General features: G+C 69.1%; 12 protein-coding genes. 11 read left to right on the forward strand and 1 reads right to left on the reverse strand.

The window, feature by feature from the left end; translation table 11 throughout:
* The 11 genes from VLJ82_RS02470 to VLJ82_RS02520 form a co-directional block, all read left to right on the forward strand.
* Positions 1 to 1,264 (forward strand): GspE/PulE family protein (locus VLJ82_RS02470; RefSeq protein ID WP_408661735.1); only part of this gene is annotated, 1,264 nt, incomplete at its 5' end.
* Between the two features lie 43 nt (positions 1,265 to 1,307).
* Positions 1,308 to 2,417: a type IV pilus twitching motility protein PilT gene (locus tag VLJ82_RS02475; protein ID WP_408661736.1), complete on the forward strand. Its 1,110-nt coding sequence runs from the start codon at positions 1,308 to 1,310 to the stop codon at positions 2,415 to 2,417.
* A gap of 5 nt (positions 2,418 to 2,422) precedes the next feature.
* Positions 2,423 to 3,652 (forward strand): type II secretion system F family protein, encoded by a 1,230-nt coding sequence (locus VLJ82_RS02480; RefSeq protein WP_408661737.1) that lies wholly within the window; start codon positions 2,423 to 2,425, stop codon positions 3,650 to 3,652.
* 209 nt (positions 3,653 to 3,861) lie between these two features.
* Positions 3,862 to 4,299, forward strand: coding sequence for a prepilin-type N-terminal cleavage/methylation domain-containing protein (locus VLJ82_RS02485; RefSeq protein ID WP_408661738.1), 438 nt, complete (start codon positions 3,862 to 3,864; stop codon positions 4,297 to 4,299).
* Positions 4,300 to 4,419: 120 nt separating this feature from the next.
* The gene (locus VLJ82_RS02490; protein ID WP_408661739.1) at positions 4,420 to 4,908 is read left to right on the forward strand and encodes a type IV pilus modification PilV family protein; all 489 of its coding nucleotides are present in this window, start codon (positions 4,420 to 4,422) and stop codon (positions 4,906 to 4,908) included.
* Positions 4,902 to 5,732 carry a PilW family protein gene (locus tag VLJ82_RS02495; RefSeq protein ID WP_408661740.1) on the forward strand — a complete coding sequence of 277 codons (831 nt, stop codon included), beginning with the start codon at positions 4,902 to 4,904 and terminating at the stop codon, positions 5,730 to 5,732. Before VLJ82_RS02490 ends, VLJ82_RS02495 begins: the two co-directional genes overlap by 7 nt.
* A gap of 20 nt (positions 5,733 to 5,752) precedes the next feature.
* Positions 5,753 to 8,620: a hypothetical protein gene (locus VLJ82_RS02500; RefSeq protein WP_408661741.1), complete on the forward strand. Its 2,868-nt coding sequence runs from the start codon at positions 5,753 to 5,755 to the stop codon at positions 8,618 to 8,620.
* Between the two features lie 62 nt (positions 8,621 to 8,682).
* Positions 8,683 to 9,471, forward strand: coding sequence for a prepilin peptidase (locus tag VLJ82_RS02505; RefSeq protein ID WP_408661742.1), 789 nt, complete (start codon positions 8,683 to 8,685; stop codon positions 9,469 to 9,471).
* A gap of 46 nt (positions 9,472 to 9,517) precedes the next feature.
* On the forward strand, positions 9,518 to 10,597 hold the full coding sequence (gene pilM / locus VLJ82_RS02510; RefSeq protein WP_408661743.1) for a type IV pilus assembly protein PilM: 1,080 nt from the start codon (positions 9,518 to 9,520) through the stop codon (positions 10,595 to 10,597).
* Positions 10,594 to 11,295: a PilN domain-containing protein gene (locus VLJ82_RS02515; protein WP_408661744.1), complete on the forward strand. Its 702-nt coding sequence runs from the start codon at positions 10,594 to 10,596 to the stop codon at positions 11,293 to 11,295. The genes pilM and VLJ82_RS02515 overlap by 4 nt, the downstream gene beginning before the upstream one ends.
* Positions 11,295 to 12,029 (forward strand): hypothetical protein, encoded by a 735-nt coding sequence (locus VLJ82_RS02520; protein ID WP_408661745.1) that lies wholly within the window; start codon positions 11,295 to 11,297, stop codon positions 12,027 to 12,029. Before VLJ82_RS02515 ends, VLJ82_RS02520 begins: the two co-directional genes overlap by 1 nt.
* 70 nt (positions 12,030 to 12,099) lie before the next feature.
* Here VLJ82_RS02520 and VLJ82_RS02525 read toward each other — a convergent pair whose 3' ends face one another.
* Positions 12,100 to 16,683 (reverse strand): ExeM/NucH family extracellular endonuclease, encoded by a 4,584-nt coding sequence (locus VLJ82_RS02525; RefSeq protein WP_408661746.1) that lies wholly within the window; start codon positions 16,681 to 16,683, stop codon positions 12,100 to 12,102.
* Positions 16,684 to 16,769 lie beyond the last annotated feature (86 nt).

The following is a 16,769-nucleotide window of genomic DNA, read 5'->3' on the forward strand; positions in this document are numbered from 1 at the left end:
GGACCGCTACACCCGCGAGAGCACCGACCTGGACGAGGCGGCCGCGCAGGCCGAGGCCGAGGAGGGCTCCGGCGACCACGACGGGCTGAACTCGGTCAACGAGGACGCCCCGGTGGTCCGCTACGTCAACTCGCTGCTGGAACGCGCGATCAGCTCCCGGGCCTCCGACATCCCCCTCGAGCCCAGCGAGTTCGACCTCAAGATCCGGCTGCGCATCGACGGCGTGCTGCACGAGGTGGACGCCGTGCCGCGCGGCATCCAGGGCGCGCTGATCTCGCGCCTGAAGATCCTGTCGGGACTGGACATCACCGAGCGCCGGGTGCCGCAGAACGGCCGCATCACCCGCGACCTGGGCGGGCGCAGCGTGGACCTGCGCTCGGCCACCCTGCCGACCGTGTGGGGCGAGAAGGTGGTGCTGCGGGTGCTCGACACCGGCGGCATCGACCTGGACCTGCGCAAGCTCGGCTTCACCGACTACAACTACAGCCGGTTCTCCGAGAGCTTCCGCAAGCCGCACGGCATGGTGCTGGTCACCGGGCCGACCGGCTCGGGCAAGTCCACCACGCTGTACGCCACCCTGGGCGAGATCGCCCGCCCCGAGGTCAACGTGATCACCGTCGAGGACCCGGTGGAGTACCGGATGGACGGCATCAACCAGGTCCAGGTCAACCCGAAGGCCGGCCTGACCTTCGCCGCGGTGCTGCCGGCCATCCTGCGTTCGGACCCCGACGTGGTGCTGATCGGTGAGATCCGGGACCGGGCCACCGCCCAGCTGGGCGTCGAGGCCGCCCTGACCGGTCACCTGGTGCTGTCCACCCTGCACACCAATGACGCCCCCAGCGCCCTGCCCCGGCTGATCGAGATGGGCATCGAGCCCTTCCTGGTCGGCTCGTCGCTGGATGCGGTGCTGGCCCAACGACTGTCCCGCCGGCTGTGCGAGTGGTGCAAGGAGAAGTACCAGCCGACGGAGAAGGAACTGTCCGCCGTGCAGTGGAACTACGAGCAGTTCGGCGAGCCCGGCACCATGTGGCGGGCCGTCGGCTGCCGGTCCTGCGCACAGACCGGCTACCGCGGCCGGCTGGCGCTGAACGAGGTCATGCCGGTGTCCGAGCACATCGAACGGCTGGCCGTCGAGCACGCATCGGCCAGTGAGATCAAGAAGGTCGCGGTCGCCGAGGGCATGGTGACCCTCCGCGACGACGGCCTGCGCAAAGCCCTCGATGGGCTTACCACCCTGGAAGAAATGCTGCGGGTGACGGTATGACCACCCCGCCGCCTACGACTGACACCCCGACCGAGGAACACTCATGAACCCGTTGATCGCCCTCGAGGCGCCCCTCGCCATGCACGAGGCAAAGCACGAGCTGGACGAGTTGCTCACCATGCTCGTGGAGCTGGGCGGCTCGGACCTGCACATCACCGCCGGCATCGCGCCCTGCATGCGTATCAACGGTCACCTGGAACCGCTGGCCGGTCGCAACCGGCTGGCACCGGTCGACACCGAGACCCTGATCCGCTCGATCCTGAGCGAGAGCCTGTGGGACCGCTTCGACAAGACCCAGGAGCTCGACACCGCCTACGCCATCCCCGGCGTGAGCCGGTTCCGGGTCAACGTCTACCGCCAGCGCGGCGCGGTGGGTGCGGCGTTCCGCGCCATTCCGCACAAGATCCGCAGCCTGGAGGAGCTGGGCCTGCCCCGCTCGGTGGAGAGCTTCGCCCACCTGACCCGCGGCCTGGTGCTGGTCACCGGCCCGACCGGCTCGGGCAAGTCGACCACCCTGGCGGCTCTGCTGGACGTCGCCAACCAGACCCGGTCCTCGCACATCGTCACCATCGAGGACCCGATCGAGTACCTGCACTCGCACTCGCGCAGCGTGGTCAACCAGCGCGAGGTGGGCTCGGACACCCAGGACTTCGCGATCGCGCTCAAGCACGTGCTGCGCCAGGACCCCGACATCATCCTGGTCGGCGAGTTGCGTGACCTGGAGACCACCTCGGTGGCGGTCACCGCCGCCGAGACCGGCCACCTGGTGCTGGCCACCCTGCACACCCAGTCCGCGGCCCAGACCGTGGACCGCATGATCGACATCTACCCGCCGCACCAGCAGACCCAGATCCGCGCGCAGCTGGCCAACTGCCTGCAGGGCGTGGTCACCCAGGCGCTGGCACCGCGCAAGGACGGCATGGGCCGCTCCATCGTCTGCGAGATCATGATCGCCTCGGCCGCCATCCGGAACCTGATCCGGGAGGGCAAGGTGCACCAGATCCCGTCCTTCCTGCAGTCCTCGGCCGACGCCGGCATGCTGAGCTTCGACCAGCACCTGGCCCAGCGCTACAGCGAGCAGCTGATCAGCAAGGCGACCGCGATGGAGCTGGCGCACGATCCCAACGAGTTCAAGCGACTGGCGAGGATCTGATCCCCATGCCTACCAAGACGTTCGCCTACGAGGCCCTGGACCGGGCCGGCGTGCTGATGAAGGGCAAGATCGAGTCGGCGTCGGCCCAGGCCGCCGCCAACTCCCTCGCCGACCAGAAGCTGATGCCGCTGTCGGTGGAGCTCACCGGGCAGGGCCTGCAGAAGGACCTCAAGATCCCGGGCTTTTCCAAGCGGACCTCCCTGAAGGACCTGGCGATCCTGTCCCGGCAGTTCGCCTCGATGACCTCCTCGGGCCTGACCCTGCTGCGCTCGCTGGCGATCCTGGAGGACCAGACCACCAAGCCGAAGCTCAAGACGGCCCTCGGCCAGGTGCGCACCGACGTGCAGGGCGGCTCGACGCTGTCCAAGGCGATGTCGGTGCACCCGGAGCACTTCCCGCTGCTGATGGTCAACATGGTCAAGGCGGGCGAGACCGGCGGTTTCCTCGACGAGGCGCTAAGCCGGATCGCGAAGATGTACGAGGACGACTCGAACCTGCGCGCCAAGATCAAGTCGGCTATGACCTACCCGGTGATCGTGCTGCTGTTCTCGCTGCTGCTGGGCACCGGCGTCATCATCTTCATCGTCCCGGTCTTCGAGAAGATGTTCGCCCAGCTCGGCGGCAACCTGCCGCTGCCCACCAAGATCATGGTGGTGCTGTCGCACAACAGCTACTGGGTGCTGCCGCTGGTGGTCATCGCGGCGGTGGTGGCGTTGCGCAGCTATCGCCGCGCGATGCGCACCAACTACAACTTCCGGCTGAAGGTGGACCGGCTCAAGCTCCGGCTGCCGGTGTTCGGGCCGCTGTTCACCAAGCTCGCCATCAGCCGCTGGGCCCGCAACCTCGGCACCCTGCTCGCGGTCGGCGTGCCGATCATCCAGGCCCTGGAAGTGGTCGGCGGCACCGCCGGCAACGCGGTGGTCTCCGAGGCGATGGAGGACGTCCGGACCGCGGTGCGGGTCGGCCAGCAGATGTCCGGGCCGCTGAGCAAGCATCCGCTGTTCCCCAACATGGTGGTGCAGATGATGGAGGTCGGTGAGGAGACCGGCCAGATCACCGAGATGCTGGACAAGGTCGCCGACTTCTACGACCACGAGGTGGAGACCACCACCGAGTCGCTCACCTCGGCGATGGAACCGCTGCTGGTGGTGCTGCTCGGCGCCGTGATCGGCACCATGGTGATCTGCCTGTACCTGCCGATGTTCTCCATCTACCAGCACATCCAGACCGGCTGACCCCTACCCTGCGGGACCACACCCGTCCCGGGTACCTCTTGCGTCCCATTTGTAACTGATAGTTATCGGATCGATACCGACAGTAACTAAATAGTCGCACTGTCTGCTAATCCAGCCTCACATCATGCCGATTTAACCCCGCGAAGTGACTAGTAAGGCTCAGGCAACCCGCGCCGAAGGCCGCACTCCTACCGAGCCAGGAGGCTCCAATGCTCAACAAGCTGCACCAGCTCCGCGAGGAGCGCGCCGAGGGTGACAAGGGCTTCACCCTGATCGAACTGCTGGTGGTGGTCGTCATCATCGGCATCCTGATCGCCATCGCGATCCCGATGTACCTGAACTACCAGAAGGGCGCGAAGAACAAGTCGGCCGCCTCCGACACCCGCAACGCGATCGCCGTCGTCGAGCAGTGCTACGCCGACGGTGGCAACAACTACCCGGCTGCCGCGGTGACCATCACCGGCAGCGGCAACATCACCTGCGGCTCCGGCGCCACCGCCGCCACCGGCACCATCAACGTCTCCCCGGGCAACTCGCTCGTGCTGACCCCGGCCAGTGGCTCGTACACCATCGCCACCACCGCGGGCAGCCCCGGCGACAAGGTCTACACCTACAGCAGCGCCACCGGTCAGACGACCACCAGCTGATCGCCGGCAGTTCGAGCTGGGCGGGTGGTTTCGACCGCCCGCCCAGTCTCGTTTCCCCTTGATTTCCAGTCCGTTCCATCCATCGCAGCGAGCCAACCGCCGTACCGAGGAGGTGCAGGCATGAACCCACCGACGACCGACCGGTCCTCCGCTGGGCGTGCCGGCCTGCTCCGGCGGGTGCTCGGTGCGGACAAGCAGGCCGCCAAGACCGCTGCCGGCGACGGGGACTCCCCGGCCGGCGAGGACGGCTTCACCCTGACCGAGGTCATCGTCTCGATCGCGCTGTTCACCGTGGTGTCCTTCGCCGTGATGATGGCCCTGGTCACCCTGGTCAAGCTCACCGGCGTCACCCAGAACCGGGTGGTCGCCTCCAACCTGGCCCGGCAGGAGGTGGAGAAGCTGCGCGGCCAGAACAGCACCCTGTCGTTGCTGGACGCCGCCGCCTCCACCGTCAAGCTCAAGGGCACCACCTTCACGATCACGCCGATCCTGAACCCCGCCGCCAGCGCGACCTGCACGCCCGGCGCGTCCCGCAACGTGACCGTCAAGGTCAGCTGGAACGACAGCTCGAACCGCTCGGTCCGCTACGACACGGTGCTGTCGTGCTGAGCCGGCACTGGCGCGCAGCGCGGTCTCGGCTGGCGGGCTCCCGGTTGGCCGAGGACCGCGGCGTCACGCTGGCCGAGCTGATGATCAGCATGATCCTGACCACCATTCTCGGCACCATGGCGGTGCTGTTCTTCGTCGGCGCCAGCCACGCCGGGTACAAGACCGTGCTGACCAACCAGAACTCCGGTGACGCCCGGCTGACCCTGGACAGCTGGACCTCGATGCTGCGGGTGGCCGGCTGGCTGGACCCCACCACCCAGGCCGACCGGTTCGAAGAGGTCACCAGCACCAAGATCGTCTTCTACGCCAACCTGAACAACCGCTCGACCGCGGTCAGCGGCACGTTCACCGCGCCCGGCGCGACCACCAAGGTGGTGCTGATGCTGCGGGTCAGCGTGCCCGCCACCGGGGTCGGCCAGCTCATCGAGGTGGTCTTCCAGCCCGACAACACCACGGTCAAGTCGGTGCGCCAGCTCGGGTTCACCGCCAAGAAGACCGGCACCCAGCCGGTCTTCCAGCCGTACTCGCGCTCCGGCAGCCCGGTCGACCTGACCCAGCTGGGCTGCCTGAGCGGCACCACCCCCACGGCCGGACTGTGCCTGCAGAGCGGGCAGACCGGCGCCGGGATGCTCGACCCCACCATCGGCACCGCATCGCTGGCCGTCAGCTCCGGCCCGCTGCGGGGCAACCCGGCGCTGAAGGTGGACAAGGTGCTCAACCAGGTCGGCAGCATCGGCATCTCCTTCACCGCCCTGGATCCGTCCAACACCAGCAGCATGGACTTCGCCTCGCTGGCGTCGGTGAGTTCGGGATACCCGTCATGAGAAATCGGGGTTCTCTTGTCATGACAAGCACACCGATCCGGCGGCGGCGCAAGGCCGGCCCGTGGGCCACGCGCCCTGGCCTGCTGGCCCGGCTGCGCCGCGAGGACACCGGCCAGAGCCTGGTGCTGGTGATGATGATCAGCATCCTGGCGATCCTGATGATCACCACCGCGACCACCGCCCTGACCGGCCAGATCCGGCCCGCCAAGGACAGCGTCGACTCCGGCGAGGCGACCGCGGCCGCCCAGGCGGGCCTGGAGAACTTCCTCAGCTGGGTCAACACCAACTGCCCGCCGGTCTCCGGCTTCGGCTGTGCCGCGCTGACCACCGGCCTGACCAACAAGAGCGGCATCACCGACCCGCTGAACCAGAAGGGCGTCGCGATCACCGGCGCCGACGGGGCGACCAGCGTCGAGTCCTACTGGTGGACGGTGACCTTCGCGACCTCGGGCCTGGCCCGGGTGAAGTCGGTCGGCCAGGTGCCCACCGGCAAGACCAGCCCGAAGTACCGGATCAAGGTGCTGGTCGCCGACGTGGACGCCAGCCCGAGCTTCAACAACTTCCAGTACTACACCAAGTACGAGACCTACTCCGCCGAGTTCATCAACAACTTCTACCGGTCGCGCTCGGTGCAGGTGACCTCGGCAGCCAACCTCACCGGCACCTCGATCAGCTCCAAGAGCAAGCCGGGCGTGCTGCAGTGGAACGGCACCTGCAGCTACGTCGACGCCGCCACCACCCCGGCCTGCGACTCCTCGCACAGCACCAACATCTGCGACGACCTGTACTACCCCACCGCGGCCGGTCCCGGCCGGGGCACCGCCACCGCCTGGAACAACGCCGGCCGGCGGCCCTCGACGGCCACCCAGACCGCGATGGGAACCGACTCCAGCTTCGCGTACTTCAGCGAGGGCGGCAGCTACACCCCGTCCAGCGGGTCGGCGGCCTCGGTGACCCACAACGACACCTGCGATTCCTCGATGGAACCGAACATGGTGATGAACGGCCCGGTCTACAGCCAGGACGCCTACCTGGTCGACCGCGGCAAGGACACCGGCGTGTCCAAGAACTCCGAGCCGAACTTCGACGCGGCGGCCTACACCGTGTGGACCGGTGCGATCAACGGCAGCCAGCAGCCGCTCGGCGCCAACGGCGGCTACGACCGCGCCTACCCGGGCACCGACGGCGAGGCCACCCTCACCAGCAACTACCCGACCGACAGCTCGGGCCACCGGGTGTTCCCGATCTACCAGTCCAACGCGCTGGAACTGCCCGAGGACGCCACCGAGGCGCTGCCGCTGGCCCAGTGCGTCTACACCGGCCCGACCCGGATCAAGATCAGCGGCAACATCGCCCGGATCACCAGCCCGCTGACCCCGGCCGGCACCTCGGCCTGCTACCAGAGCACCGGCTCCTACGCCAACGTCAACACCGTGGACGGCCTGGGCCAGAGCACCACCGACCCGTCCGGCGGCGTGATCAACGCGGTGGTGCCGCTGTCGCGCACCCTGATCTACGTCAAGAACCCCACCGGCCTCACGCCCACCCAGGCCACGGTGGCAAGCCCGGTCTTCAACACCACCACCAACCTCAGCGTGCCGGCGGCCAGCGCCACCGACGGTCTGACCGGCACCTGGACCGACGACTCCTCCTACGTCGCCACCGCGGCCTGCCCGGTGAGCGGCCCGACCAAGCGCCGCAACCTGGACTGCGAGACCGGGCAGGGCAATCCCAAGAACGACGTCTTCACCGCCATCAAGACCGCCGTCGACGCCCAGCTGGCCACCACCGCGCCCACCACGGCCGGCCTCACCACCGCCATCACCGACCAGCTGAGCACCAACTCCCAGAAGGTCGGCACCGCCCAGAACTCGTTCTGGTACACCGTCACCGTCACCGCGGGCACCCCGACCACCACCACGGTGACGCCGACCGCGCCGTCCGGGACGTTTATGCAGGCCACGCTCGGCAAGGGCTACACCACCACTGCCAGCAGCTGGACCGTCAGCGTCAACCGGGTGGTCTGCGGCTCGCTGACCAAGAAGGGTGACTGCGTCAACAACACCACCCCGATCATCATCGGCACGCTGACCAAGACCAGCAGCGCGGCGGCAGGCTCGCCGCTGAACACCACCCAGAACTTCCCGTGGCACGGCAAGCAGCCCGGTGACTCGGGCTACGACGCGAGCAAGACCTACACCGACCCGAACAACGACGTCACCGCCTACTACCACGGCTACGGCGACGTCTACGTCGACGGGACCACCAACGGCAACGTCTCGATCGTGGCCGAGCACGACATCGTGATCACCAACGACCTGACCTACAGCAACAACACGGTCGCCAGCACCAGCGACGGCCTGGCCCTGATCGCCACCCACAACGTCCGGCTGTACCGGCCGATGACCTGTGCGGTGGACGGCACCCTCGGCCTCACCAGCACCGGCTACTGCCCCAACGACCTCAGCGGCGTCTACACCGACAACCTGAGCTGGCCGTTGCCGAGCAACTACCCGTCCAACACGTACGTGCCCAGCGCCGCGCCGTCGATCACCAACGGCGGCACCGGGTCGATCTACGCGACGATCTTCGCGCTGCGCGGCTCGTTCCTGGCCGACAACTTCTACCGCGGCATCATCGGCTACGGCATCGACATCTACGGCGGGCTCTACCAGTACCACCGCGGGCCGACCAGCCTGCCGTACCAGGGCCGGCCGTACCAGGGCTCGGGCACCAAGATGCCGGGCATCTCGGTGACCTACAACTACGACAACATGCGCGCCGGCCAGGCGATCAACGGCGGCCTGCGGGTGCCCTACATCCCGCCGCCGGACGGCCGACTGACCAACAACACCTGGAACGTCATCAGCGTCTCGACGGGAGCCTGAGATGCTGACCTCCGTACCTGGAGCCCAGGTCGTCCGTACCCAGCGATCGAGGAGTCTGCGCCATGTGGCTGGTGCTCGTCGCGGTGGCGGTGTTCGGCCTGGCGATCGGGTCGTTCCTCAACGTCGTGATCTACCGGGTGCCCGCCGGCCAGTCGCTGGTGACGCCCGGCTCGCACTGCCCGCACTGCGACGCCCCGGTGCGCAACCGGCACAACATCCCGGTGCTGGGCTGGCTGCTGCTGCGCGGCCGGTGCGCCGACTGCGCGGCGCCGATCAGTGCCCGCTACCCGCTGGTCGAGCTGTTCACCGCGGTGGCGTTCGTGGCGGTGAGCTGGCGGCTGGAGGCACTCGACCGGCTGGCCGGACTGCCGGCCTGGCTGTACTTCACCTCGATCGCCATCGCGCTGGCGGCGATCGACCTGGACTGTCACCGGCTGCCCAACGCGATCGTGCTGCCCTCCTACCCGGTGCTGGCGGTGCTGCTGGCCGGCACCGCGCTGGCCCAGCAGGACTACTGGCCGCTGCTGCGGGCCGCGATCGGAGCGGTGGCGCTGTTCGGCGGCTACTTCGCGCTGGCGCTGGCCTATCCGAAGGGAATGGGCTTCGGCGACGTGAAACTGGCCGGCCTGGTCGGCGCCATGCTCGGCTGGCTGAGCTATCCGGCCCTGCTGGTCGGGGCGTTCGCGGCCTTCCTGCTCGGCGGGGTGGCCGGCATCGCGGTGCTGGCCAGCAGGCGTGGCACCGGCAAGACACCGGTGCCGTTCGGCCCCTTCATGCTCGCCGGTGTGGCGATAGCCCTGTACTTCGCCCGCCCACTTGCCGATGGGTATCTCAGGCTGACCGGGCTCTGAGCCCGGCGGCGTCTACACCTTGCGTTGCCACCTCTCAGGAGAAGCGATGAAGCACCGCCAGATCTGCAACCCCAAAATCGGCATCGTCAATCCTGACGGCCACGCGATCGGGGTCGACATCGGCGCCACCTCGGTACGGGCGGCGATCCTGTCGCACGGCACCACCGACGGCCGGCCCTCGGTCAGCGTGCACGGCTGCGGCCATGTCGACCTGCCGCCCAACGCGGTGCTCAACGGCGTGGTGTGCGACCAGAACGCGGTGACGGCAGCACTTCGGCAGATGTGGTCGCAGAACCACTTCGAGTGCCGCAACGTCATCCTCGGCATCACCAACCAGCAGACCGTGGTCCGCGACCTGGCCATGCCGAAGCTGCCGCACGAGCAGCTGGTGAAGGCACTGCCCTACCAGGCCCGCGAGGTGGTGCCGCTGCCGCTGGACCAGGCGCTGATCGACTGGCTGCCGCTGGGCGAGGCGGACCCGACCGGCATGGTGCCGGGGCTGCTGATCGCCACCCCGCGCCAGCCGGTGCTGACCGCGGTGCAGGCGGTCGAGGCCGCCGGGCTGCAGGTGGCCCGGGTGGACCTCGCCTCGTTCGCGGCGCTGCGCGCGATCGCCGACGAGAAGCACGGTGTCGAGGCGGTGATCGACATCGGCGCGCACATGACCAACATCGTTATCCACCGCTACGGGGTGCCGAAGGTGGTCCGGGCGGTGGCCCGGGGCGGCCAGGAGCTCACCGAGCGGGTGGTGGACCGGGTCGGGCTCGACCTGGAACGGGCCGAGAGCGCCAAGCGGTTGCAGGGCCTGCTCGCCACGAACCGCAACTTCACCGACGCGCTGAACGAGGGGATCCGGCCGCTGATGGCCGAGATCCGCGGCTCGATCCACTACTTCGGGACCACCGAGGACAGCGCCCCGGTGGAACGGTTGTCGCTCACCGGCGGCGGCGCCGCCCTGCCGGGGCTGGCCGACCTGCTCAGCGAGCACCTGGGGTTGCCGGCCAACGTGATCGCCCCGATGCAGCACGTGCGCAACCGGTTGGCCTCGAAGGAGCTTCAGAACGAGGACGCGGAGCTGTCGGCCACCGCGGTGTCGGTAGGCCTGGCGATGGGAGCAGCGGCATGACCACGATGCAGCCACGAGAGCTGTGGAGCACGATGCCCGGTTGGGGCGTCGTCGCCAACCTGATCCCGCCCGAGGTGCTGCAGGCCCGGCGGGTGCGGGCCATCCGCAAGCTGGTGGCCTACGCGCTGTGCGCGCTGGTGCTGCTGGCCGGCCTCGGCTACGGCTACGCCTTCTACCGCAGCCAGCAGGCCGCCGACGCCCTGTCCGCCGAGCAGAGCCGCACCGCCCAGCTGCTGGCCCAGCAGAAGCGCTACGCCGACGTCACCCTGCTGCAGAGCAGCGTGGCGGGCGTGCGTACCCAGCTGTCCACGCTGCTGGACACCGACGTCGACATGGCGGCACTGACCACCTCGATCCTCAAGCAGATGCCGGCCGGTGCCAGCGTCAGCCAGCTGGCGGTCACCATGGCGCCCACCGCCGGTCGCCAGGCCACCGCCAACATGACCACCGGCACCGGCAACCTGGACACCTCCGGGCGCACCCACATCGGCCTGGTCACCGTGACCGGGCAGGCCGAGCGGGTCACCGACGTCTCGACGCTGGTCGACCGGCTCAGCCTGCTGCCGGGCTTCATCGACCCGTATCCGACGTCCAACACGACGAACGACAAGGGCACCCTGTTCACGGTCCAGTTCTCGATCGACGACCGGCTGCTCTCGCACCGCTACGACACCCAGTCCAAGACCGGAGGCAACTGATGAGCGCGCTCAAGGGCGACCGGATCTGGGTGGTCGGCGGCGCCGTCGCCGGGGTGGTGGTCGCGGCGATGGCCTGGTTCCTGGTGGTCAACCCGGAGCTGTCCAACGCCTCCTCGCTGGACGAGCAGACGGTGGCCTCGCAGACCCAGAACATCAGCCTGCAGTCCAAGCTGCACCGGCTGCAGGCCGACAACGCCAACATGGACGCCCTGGTGGCCTCGCTGCAGGAGGCCCGCACCGAGCTTCCGATCGAGAGCAGCCTGGCCGAGTACACCCGGCAGCTGACGGCCTACGCCGTCAAGAACGGGGTCAGCATCAGCGGCATCACCGCGGGTGAGCCGGCGGCGATGACCTCGCCCGCCCCGGCGCCCGCGGCGGCACCGGCAGCCGCCACCGGTTCGTCCGCCGCGGCCGGCAATGCGGCCGCGGCGTCCGGGGCGGCATCGGCTCCCCGGACGTCCGGGACCAGCCTGGTCTCGCCGGCCGGCCAGCTGTTCGGCCTGCCGCTCACCGTGGTGGTCAAGGGCACCGCGACCCGCGACCTGGGCTTCCTGGCCGACATCCAGGGCCCGGCCCGGCGTGCCGCCCTGGTGTCGGGCTCCCAGCTGACCGGCGACACCACCAAGCGGGACGGCACCATGCAGCTCACCGTCCAGCTGCAGGTGTTCGTCGCCCCGCAGGCGCCCGGTGCGGTGGACGAGCTGCTGGCCCGGCTGGGCGCCCAGGCGAAGTAGGCAGACACGCGAAGGGGCCCGGTCAGGCGACTGCCTGACCGGGCCCCCTCGTTGTGGTGCTCAGCGATCCTTACGCGACGTTGAGCGTGAGGGTCGGGCTGGTCGAACCGAGGTGGTTGGCGGCGTCGGTCGGGGTGAACTGCGCCCGGACCTGCAGTCGATCCTTCGGAACCGAAACGCTGACCGAAGCCTTGCCGTCCGCTCCTACCGGAGCCTGGGCAACCATCACACCGTTGATGAAGAAGGCAACGGTGCCTACGGCCGGCTTACCGGTGTTCAGCGAGACGGTGGCCGTCATCCGTGCCTCGTACTTGCCCTTCACCTTGCTGGCGGTCGCGGTGAGGCCGGTGGTGGAGACCGCCTTGTTCACCGTGAACGTCACCGCGGAGGAGGTGGAGCCGATCACGCCTTCAGGAACTGACGGGACGAACGTCGCGGTGATCTGCAACGTCCCGGCCGGAGTGGTCGCCGGCACCTGGTAGCTGGCCTTGCCCGCGCTCACCGCGACGGTCGCCAGCACCGTGCCGGTCGAGGTCTCGAACCGCACATTGCCCGCCGGCGAGCTGCCGTCGTTCTGGGTGACGGTCGCCGTGAGAGTGGCCGGGCTGGTGGTGCCGTACGTCTGCGAAGCCGCCGACGCCGCCAGCGCGGTGGTGGAGACCGCCTTGTTCACCGTGAACGTCAGCGCGGAGGAGGTAGAGCCCACCACGCCGCGGGTGGCCGAGGGCACGAACGTCGCGGTGATCTGCAACGTGCCCGCCGGAGTGTTTGCCGGCACCTGGTAGGTGGCCTTGCCCGCGCTCACCGCAACGGTCGCCAGCACCGTGCCACCGGCCTCGAACCGGACCGAACCGGCCGGCGCGCTGCCGTCGCTGGTGGCGACGGTCGCCGTCAGCGTGGCCGGGTTGGCCGTCCCGTAGAACTGGGACGAAGCCGAGGCGCTGAGCGTGGTGGTGGTGGTCACCAGCGCGTCGATCGTGATCGGCACCGTGGTGGTGGTGCCGGTCTGACCGCCGGTCACCGTCAGGTTCTGCGAGCCGGTCGGCAGACCGGTCGGCAGGGTGAAGCTGACGGAGGCGGTCCCGATCTCGTCGGTGATCGCCGTACCCACCGTGTTGTCCACCGCGAACGAACCCAGGTCGGTGGCGCCGAGCTTGACGGTCACCGAGGAGTCCTTGAGGTCGGGCGCGGTGCTGAAGGCCAGCGAGGACAGGTTGAAGTTGACCTGGTCACCCGGCAGGTAGGACGCCGGGGCACCGGCCGGGAACCTCACACCGACGGAGCGCTGGGTGTAGTCCGGCGAGACCGGGGTGTGGCTGTTCATGTACTCGACCATCGCCTGCAGGTCGGTCTGGCCGGTGTCCTTCTTGTTGACACCCAGGGCGAACGCCCCGAAGTTGTCACCACCGGCCGCCAGGAAGGAGTTCACCGTCACCGAGTAGCTGGCCGCCGAGTCGATGGCGGTGCCGTTGAGCCACATGGCGGTGATCCGGCTGCCGGCCGCCGCCTGCGGGTCGTAGGTGTAGGTGAAGCCCTGGGAGATGCCCAGCCGCAGGAACGGCCGGGCCGCCCCCGCCGGCTGCCACTGCTGCTCCAGCGCCGCCTTGATCTGCGCGCCGGTCAGCTTCATGTTGACCAGCGTGTTGGCGAACGGCTGGACGTTGGCCGCCTGCTTGTAGGTCAGCGTGTTCGGGTAGGTCGAGCTGCTGCCGACCATGTCCGCCCGCAGGCCGCCCGGGTTCATGAAGGCGATCTGCGCCGAACCGGTGGTGGCCGACTCGGTGGCGGTCTGCTGCACCTCGGCGACCAGGTTGCCCAGGGTCGACTCGCCACCCCGGTTCTCAGCGCCGGTGGAGAGCTTGGCGCGGTTGAACGGACCGGTGATCTGGCCCAGCGGCTGGGCGCCGAGCACGGCGGCGTCAGCCACCGCCTTGTCGACGATCGCCTGGGTGGCCGAGTCGGTCGGGTAGGCCGGCGTCTTCACCAGCGGCAGGATGTTCTGCTGCAGGCCGACCACCTTGTCGCTGTCGTCCACCGTGAACAGCAGCTGGTCGAGGTTGTAGCCGTACTGGCCGGCCGAGACCACCGGACGGGTCGTCACCGGACGGCCCTCGGCCACCCAGCCCGGCACCGTCACCGAGTGGTTGTAGGCCAGGTGGGTGTGCCCGGACACGATCGCGTCGATGTTGTCGTTGACGCCGTTGACGATCTTGCCGAACGGGGTGCTCGGGTCGGTCGCCGAGGACAGCGCGGTGGTGTCGGCACCCTCGTGCACCAGCAGGATGACGATGTCAGCGCCCTGCGCCTTGAGCTTGTCGGCGTCCCGGTTGGCAGCCACCACCGGCGACTCGATCTGCAGGCCGGCGATGCCGGCCGGCGAGACCAGCTGGTCGAGCTGGTCGGTGACCGCGCCGATGAAGCCGACCTGCACGCCACCGAAGTCCTTGATCCAGGTCTCGGGAAGCGCTGCCGAGTGGTCGTCGGCGTGCCGGACGTTGTCGCCCAGGTACTGCCACGCCGCGCCGCCGTAGGGGTTGGTGTCGGCGTTGTACGGAGCCATCACGCGGTTCACCAGGTCGTTGTAGCCCTGGTCGAACTCGTGGTTGCCCACCGCCGAGACCTCCAGGCCGGCCGAGTTCAGCGCGTCCAGGGTCGGCTTGTCGTGCTGGATGAAGGACTCGAACGTCGACGCGCCGATCAGGTCACCGGCCGCGGCGAACACCGTGTCCGGGTACTGGCCACGCAGCTGCTTGACCGCGCCCGCCAGCACGCCGGCACCGGCCTCGACCCCGTTGGCCTGGATGCGGCCGTGGAAGTCGTTGATGCCGAGCACCTGGACGGTCTTGGTCGGAGCGCTCGCGGTCAGCCCCACCACGACCGGGTCGTGGTCGGAGGAGGCGTACGGGTCGGCCTGGTAGAAGTCGGTGGCGGTGTAGTTCCACCGGCTGTACTCCAGGGCCACCGACTCGGGCGAGTTGATGTTCCAGATGTCGGCGCCGGTCGCCCGCTTCAGGGCGGCGGCGTTCATCAGGACGTGGTCCAGCGATCCGGAAAGGCCGGAGAAGGAGTAGGAGTACTCGCCGTGGTTGAACTGGTGCTCGGCGTCGGTGTAACCGGCGTCGTAGAGCACCTGCAGCGGGTCCTCCTGGGCGTAGGAGTTGTAGTCGCCGACCATCACGACGGCCTTGGCAGCGCCCTGCACGGTCGGAACCCAGTCGCGCAGCGCGGTGGCCTGGCGGACCCGGGACTCGTTCGAGGAGCCCTGGCCGTCACCGGTGTCGGCGTCGCCCGGCCAGGGACCGGCCGAACCCTTGGACTTGAAGTGGTTGACGACGAACAGGAAGTCGTCGCCACCGGCCACCGGGTGGAACACCTGGCCGAGCGGCTCGCGAGCGTTGTCGAACGCACCGCCGGAGGCACTCTGGGTGCCGAGCGCCCGGGAGGCGCCGACCCGCGCGACCTTGGCCGGCTTGTAGATGATGGCGCTGTTGATGACGTCCATGTCGGCCACCGGCGGCAGCTCCGCCGAGGACGGGTTGGCCGCCCAGGTGCCCGCACCCGCGTCGGCGTTCAGCGCCGAGACCAGGTGGTTGAGCGCCTCGTCGGTCGCTTCGCCGAGCCGCGCGGAGTTCTCGATCTCCATCAGGCCGACCACGTCGGCGTCGAGGGCGTTGATCGCCTTGACGATCTTGGCCTCCTGCCGGGCGAAGTCCGCCGAGTCCCAGGCGCCGCGCTGGTCGCAGCCACCGCTGACGGACGAGCCGTCGCCGTCCCGGTCCTTGAACGGGACGCAGGAGCTGTTGTCGGTGCCCAGGGTGGTGAAGTAGTTCAGCACGTTGAACGAGGCGACCTTGAGGTCGGCGGTGCCGATGTAGGCGCTGTCCGGCGCCGAGGTGCGGGTGTTGCCGAAGCTCACCGGCGAGGCGGTGTTGTCCGGGCCCACCACGGTGCTGGTCGGCTGGAACTTCCAGACGTTGTTGCGGAAGTCCACGACCACGTCGCTGTTGAAGGCGACCGGCTCGCCCACCCGGACCGGAGCGGTCTGGGAGATGTAGGGCGGGGTCAGGTTGCCGTTGACCAGCAGGCCACCGCTGGTGGCCAGGAAGTTGATGCTGGAACCGTCGTCGAGGGTCACCGCGCGAGCGGCGTTGTCCGCCTCGGTGGCGCTGGCCGACGCCGGGCCGGGCCGCTCGACCTCGGTGCGCTGGATCAGCGGCTTGGTGCCCGAGGCCAGGCCCACCTCACCGAACTGGTTGGTGGTGAAGGTGTTGGTGACCGTGTAGTTGCCGGTCGGGCGGTAGAGCATGCCCTCCAGCGACTCGCGGGCGGCGTCGGTGGTCGGCCAGCTCGAGGTGGTGGCCGCGGTGACGGCCGCCGGCGGGGTGCCCAGGTCGGTGACGTCGGCAGCGGCCACGCTCAGCTCGGTCAGGCCGAAGAACTCGCTGACCGAACCGGTGACCTGGAGGTACTTGCCGACCTGCACGGCGGCCGGGAGCGCGCCGGTGGACTGGAAGACGAAGATGCCGTCCGAGGCGGTGTGGCTGGTCAGGTCGAGCGCGCCGCCGGTGCCGGGGGTCTGGAGGTAGTAACCCTTGAACCCGCCGTCCGGGTAGGCCGCGGTGACGATGCCCGTGGTGGTGACGGTGCTGCCCACGAGCGGCGAGGAGGCGCCGGTGCCCTGGATCTCGGCGATGGTCTTGGTGGTCGGCGGCGGGGTGACCGTGGTGCAGGCGCTGCCAC

Source organism: Jatrophihabitans sp. (assembly GCF_035474675.1).
Classification (GTDB): domain Bacteria; phylum Actinomycetota; class Actinomycetes; order Mycobacteriales; family Jatrophihabitantaceae; genus Jatrophihabitans_A.

Excerpts from the sequence above, each read along its gene's own strand:
- pilM (WP_408661743.1), top strand. The coding sequence starts at position 9,518 with ATGAAGCACCGCCAGATCTGCAACCCCAAAATCGGCATCGTCAATCCT.
- VLJ82_RS02515 (WP_408661744.1), top strand. The coding sequence starts at position 10,594 with ATGACCACGATGCAGCCACGAGAGCTGTGGAGCACGATGCCCGGTTGG.
- VLJ82_RS02490 (WP_408661739.1), top strand. The coding sequence starts at position 4,420 with ATGAACCCACCGACGACCGACCGGTCCTCCGCTGGGCGTGCCGGCCTG.
- VLJ82_RS02505 (WP_408661742.1), top strand. The coding sequence starts at position 8,683 with ATGTGGCTGGTGCTCGTCGCGGTGGCGGTGTTCGGCCTGGCGATCGGG.
- VLJ82_RS02520 (WP_408661745.1), top strand. The coding sequence starts at position 11,295 with ATGAGCGCGCTCAAGGGCGACCGGATCTGGGTGGTCGGCGGCGCCGTC.
- VLJ82_RS02475 (WP_408661736.1), top strand. The coding sequence starts at position 1,308 with ATGAACCCGTTGATCGCCCTCGAGGCGCCCCTCGCCATGCACGAGGCA.
- VLJ82_RS02500 (WP_408661741.1), top strand. The coding sequence starts at position 5,753 with ATGACAAGCACACCGATCCGGCGGCGGCGCAAGGCCGGCCCGTGGGCC.
- VLJ82_RS02480 (WP_408661737.1), top strand. The coding sequence starts at position 2,423 with ATGCCTACCAAGACGTTCGCCTACGAGGCCCTGGACCGGGCCGGCGTG.
- VLJ82_RS02485 (WP_408661738.1), top strand. The coding sequence starts at position 3,862 with ATGCTCAACAAGCTGCACCAGCTCCGCGAGGAGCGCGCCGAGGGTGAC.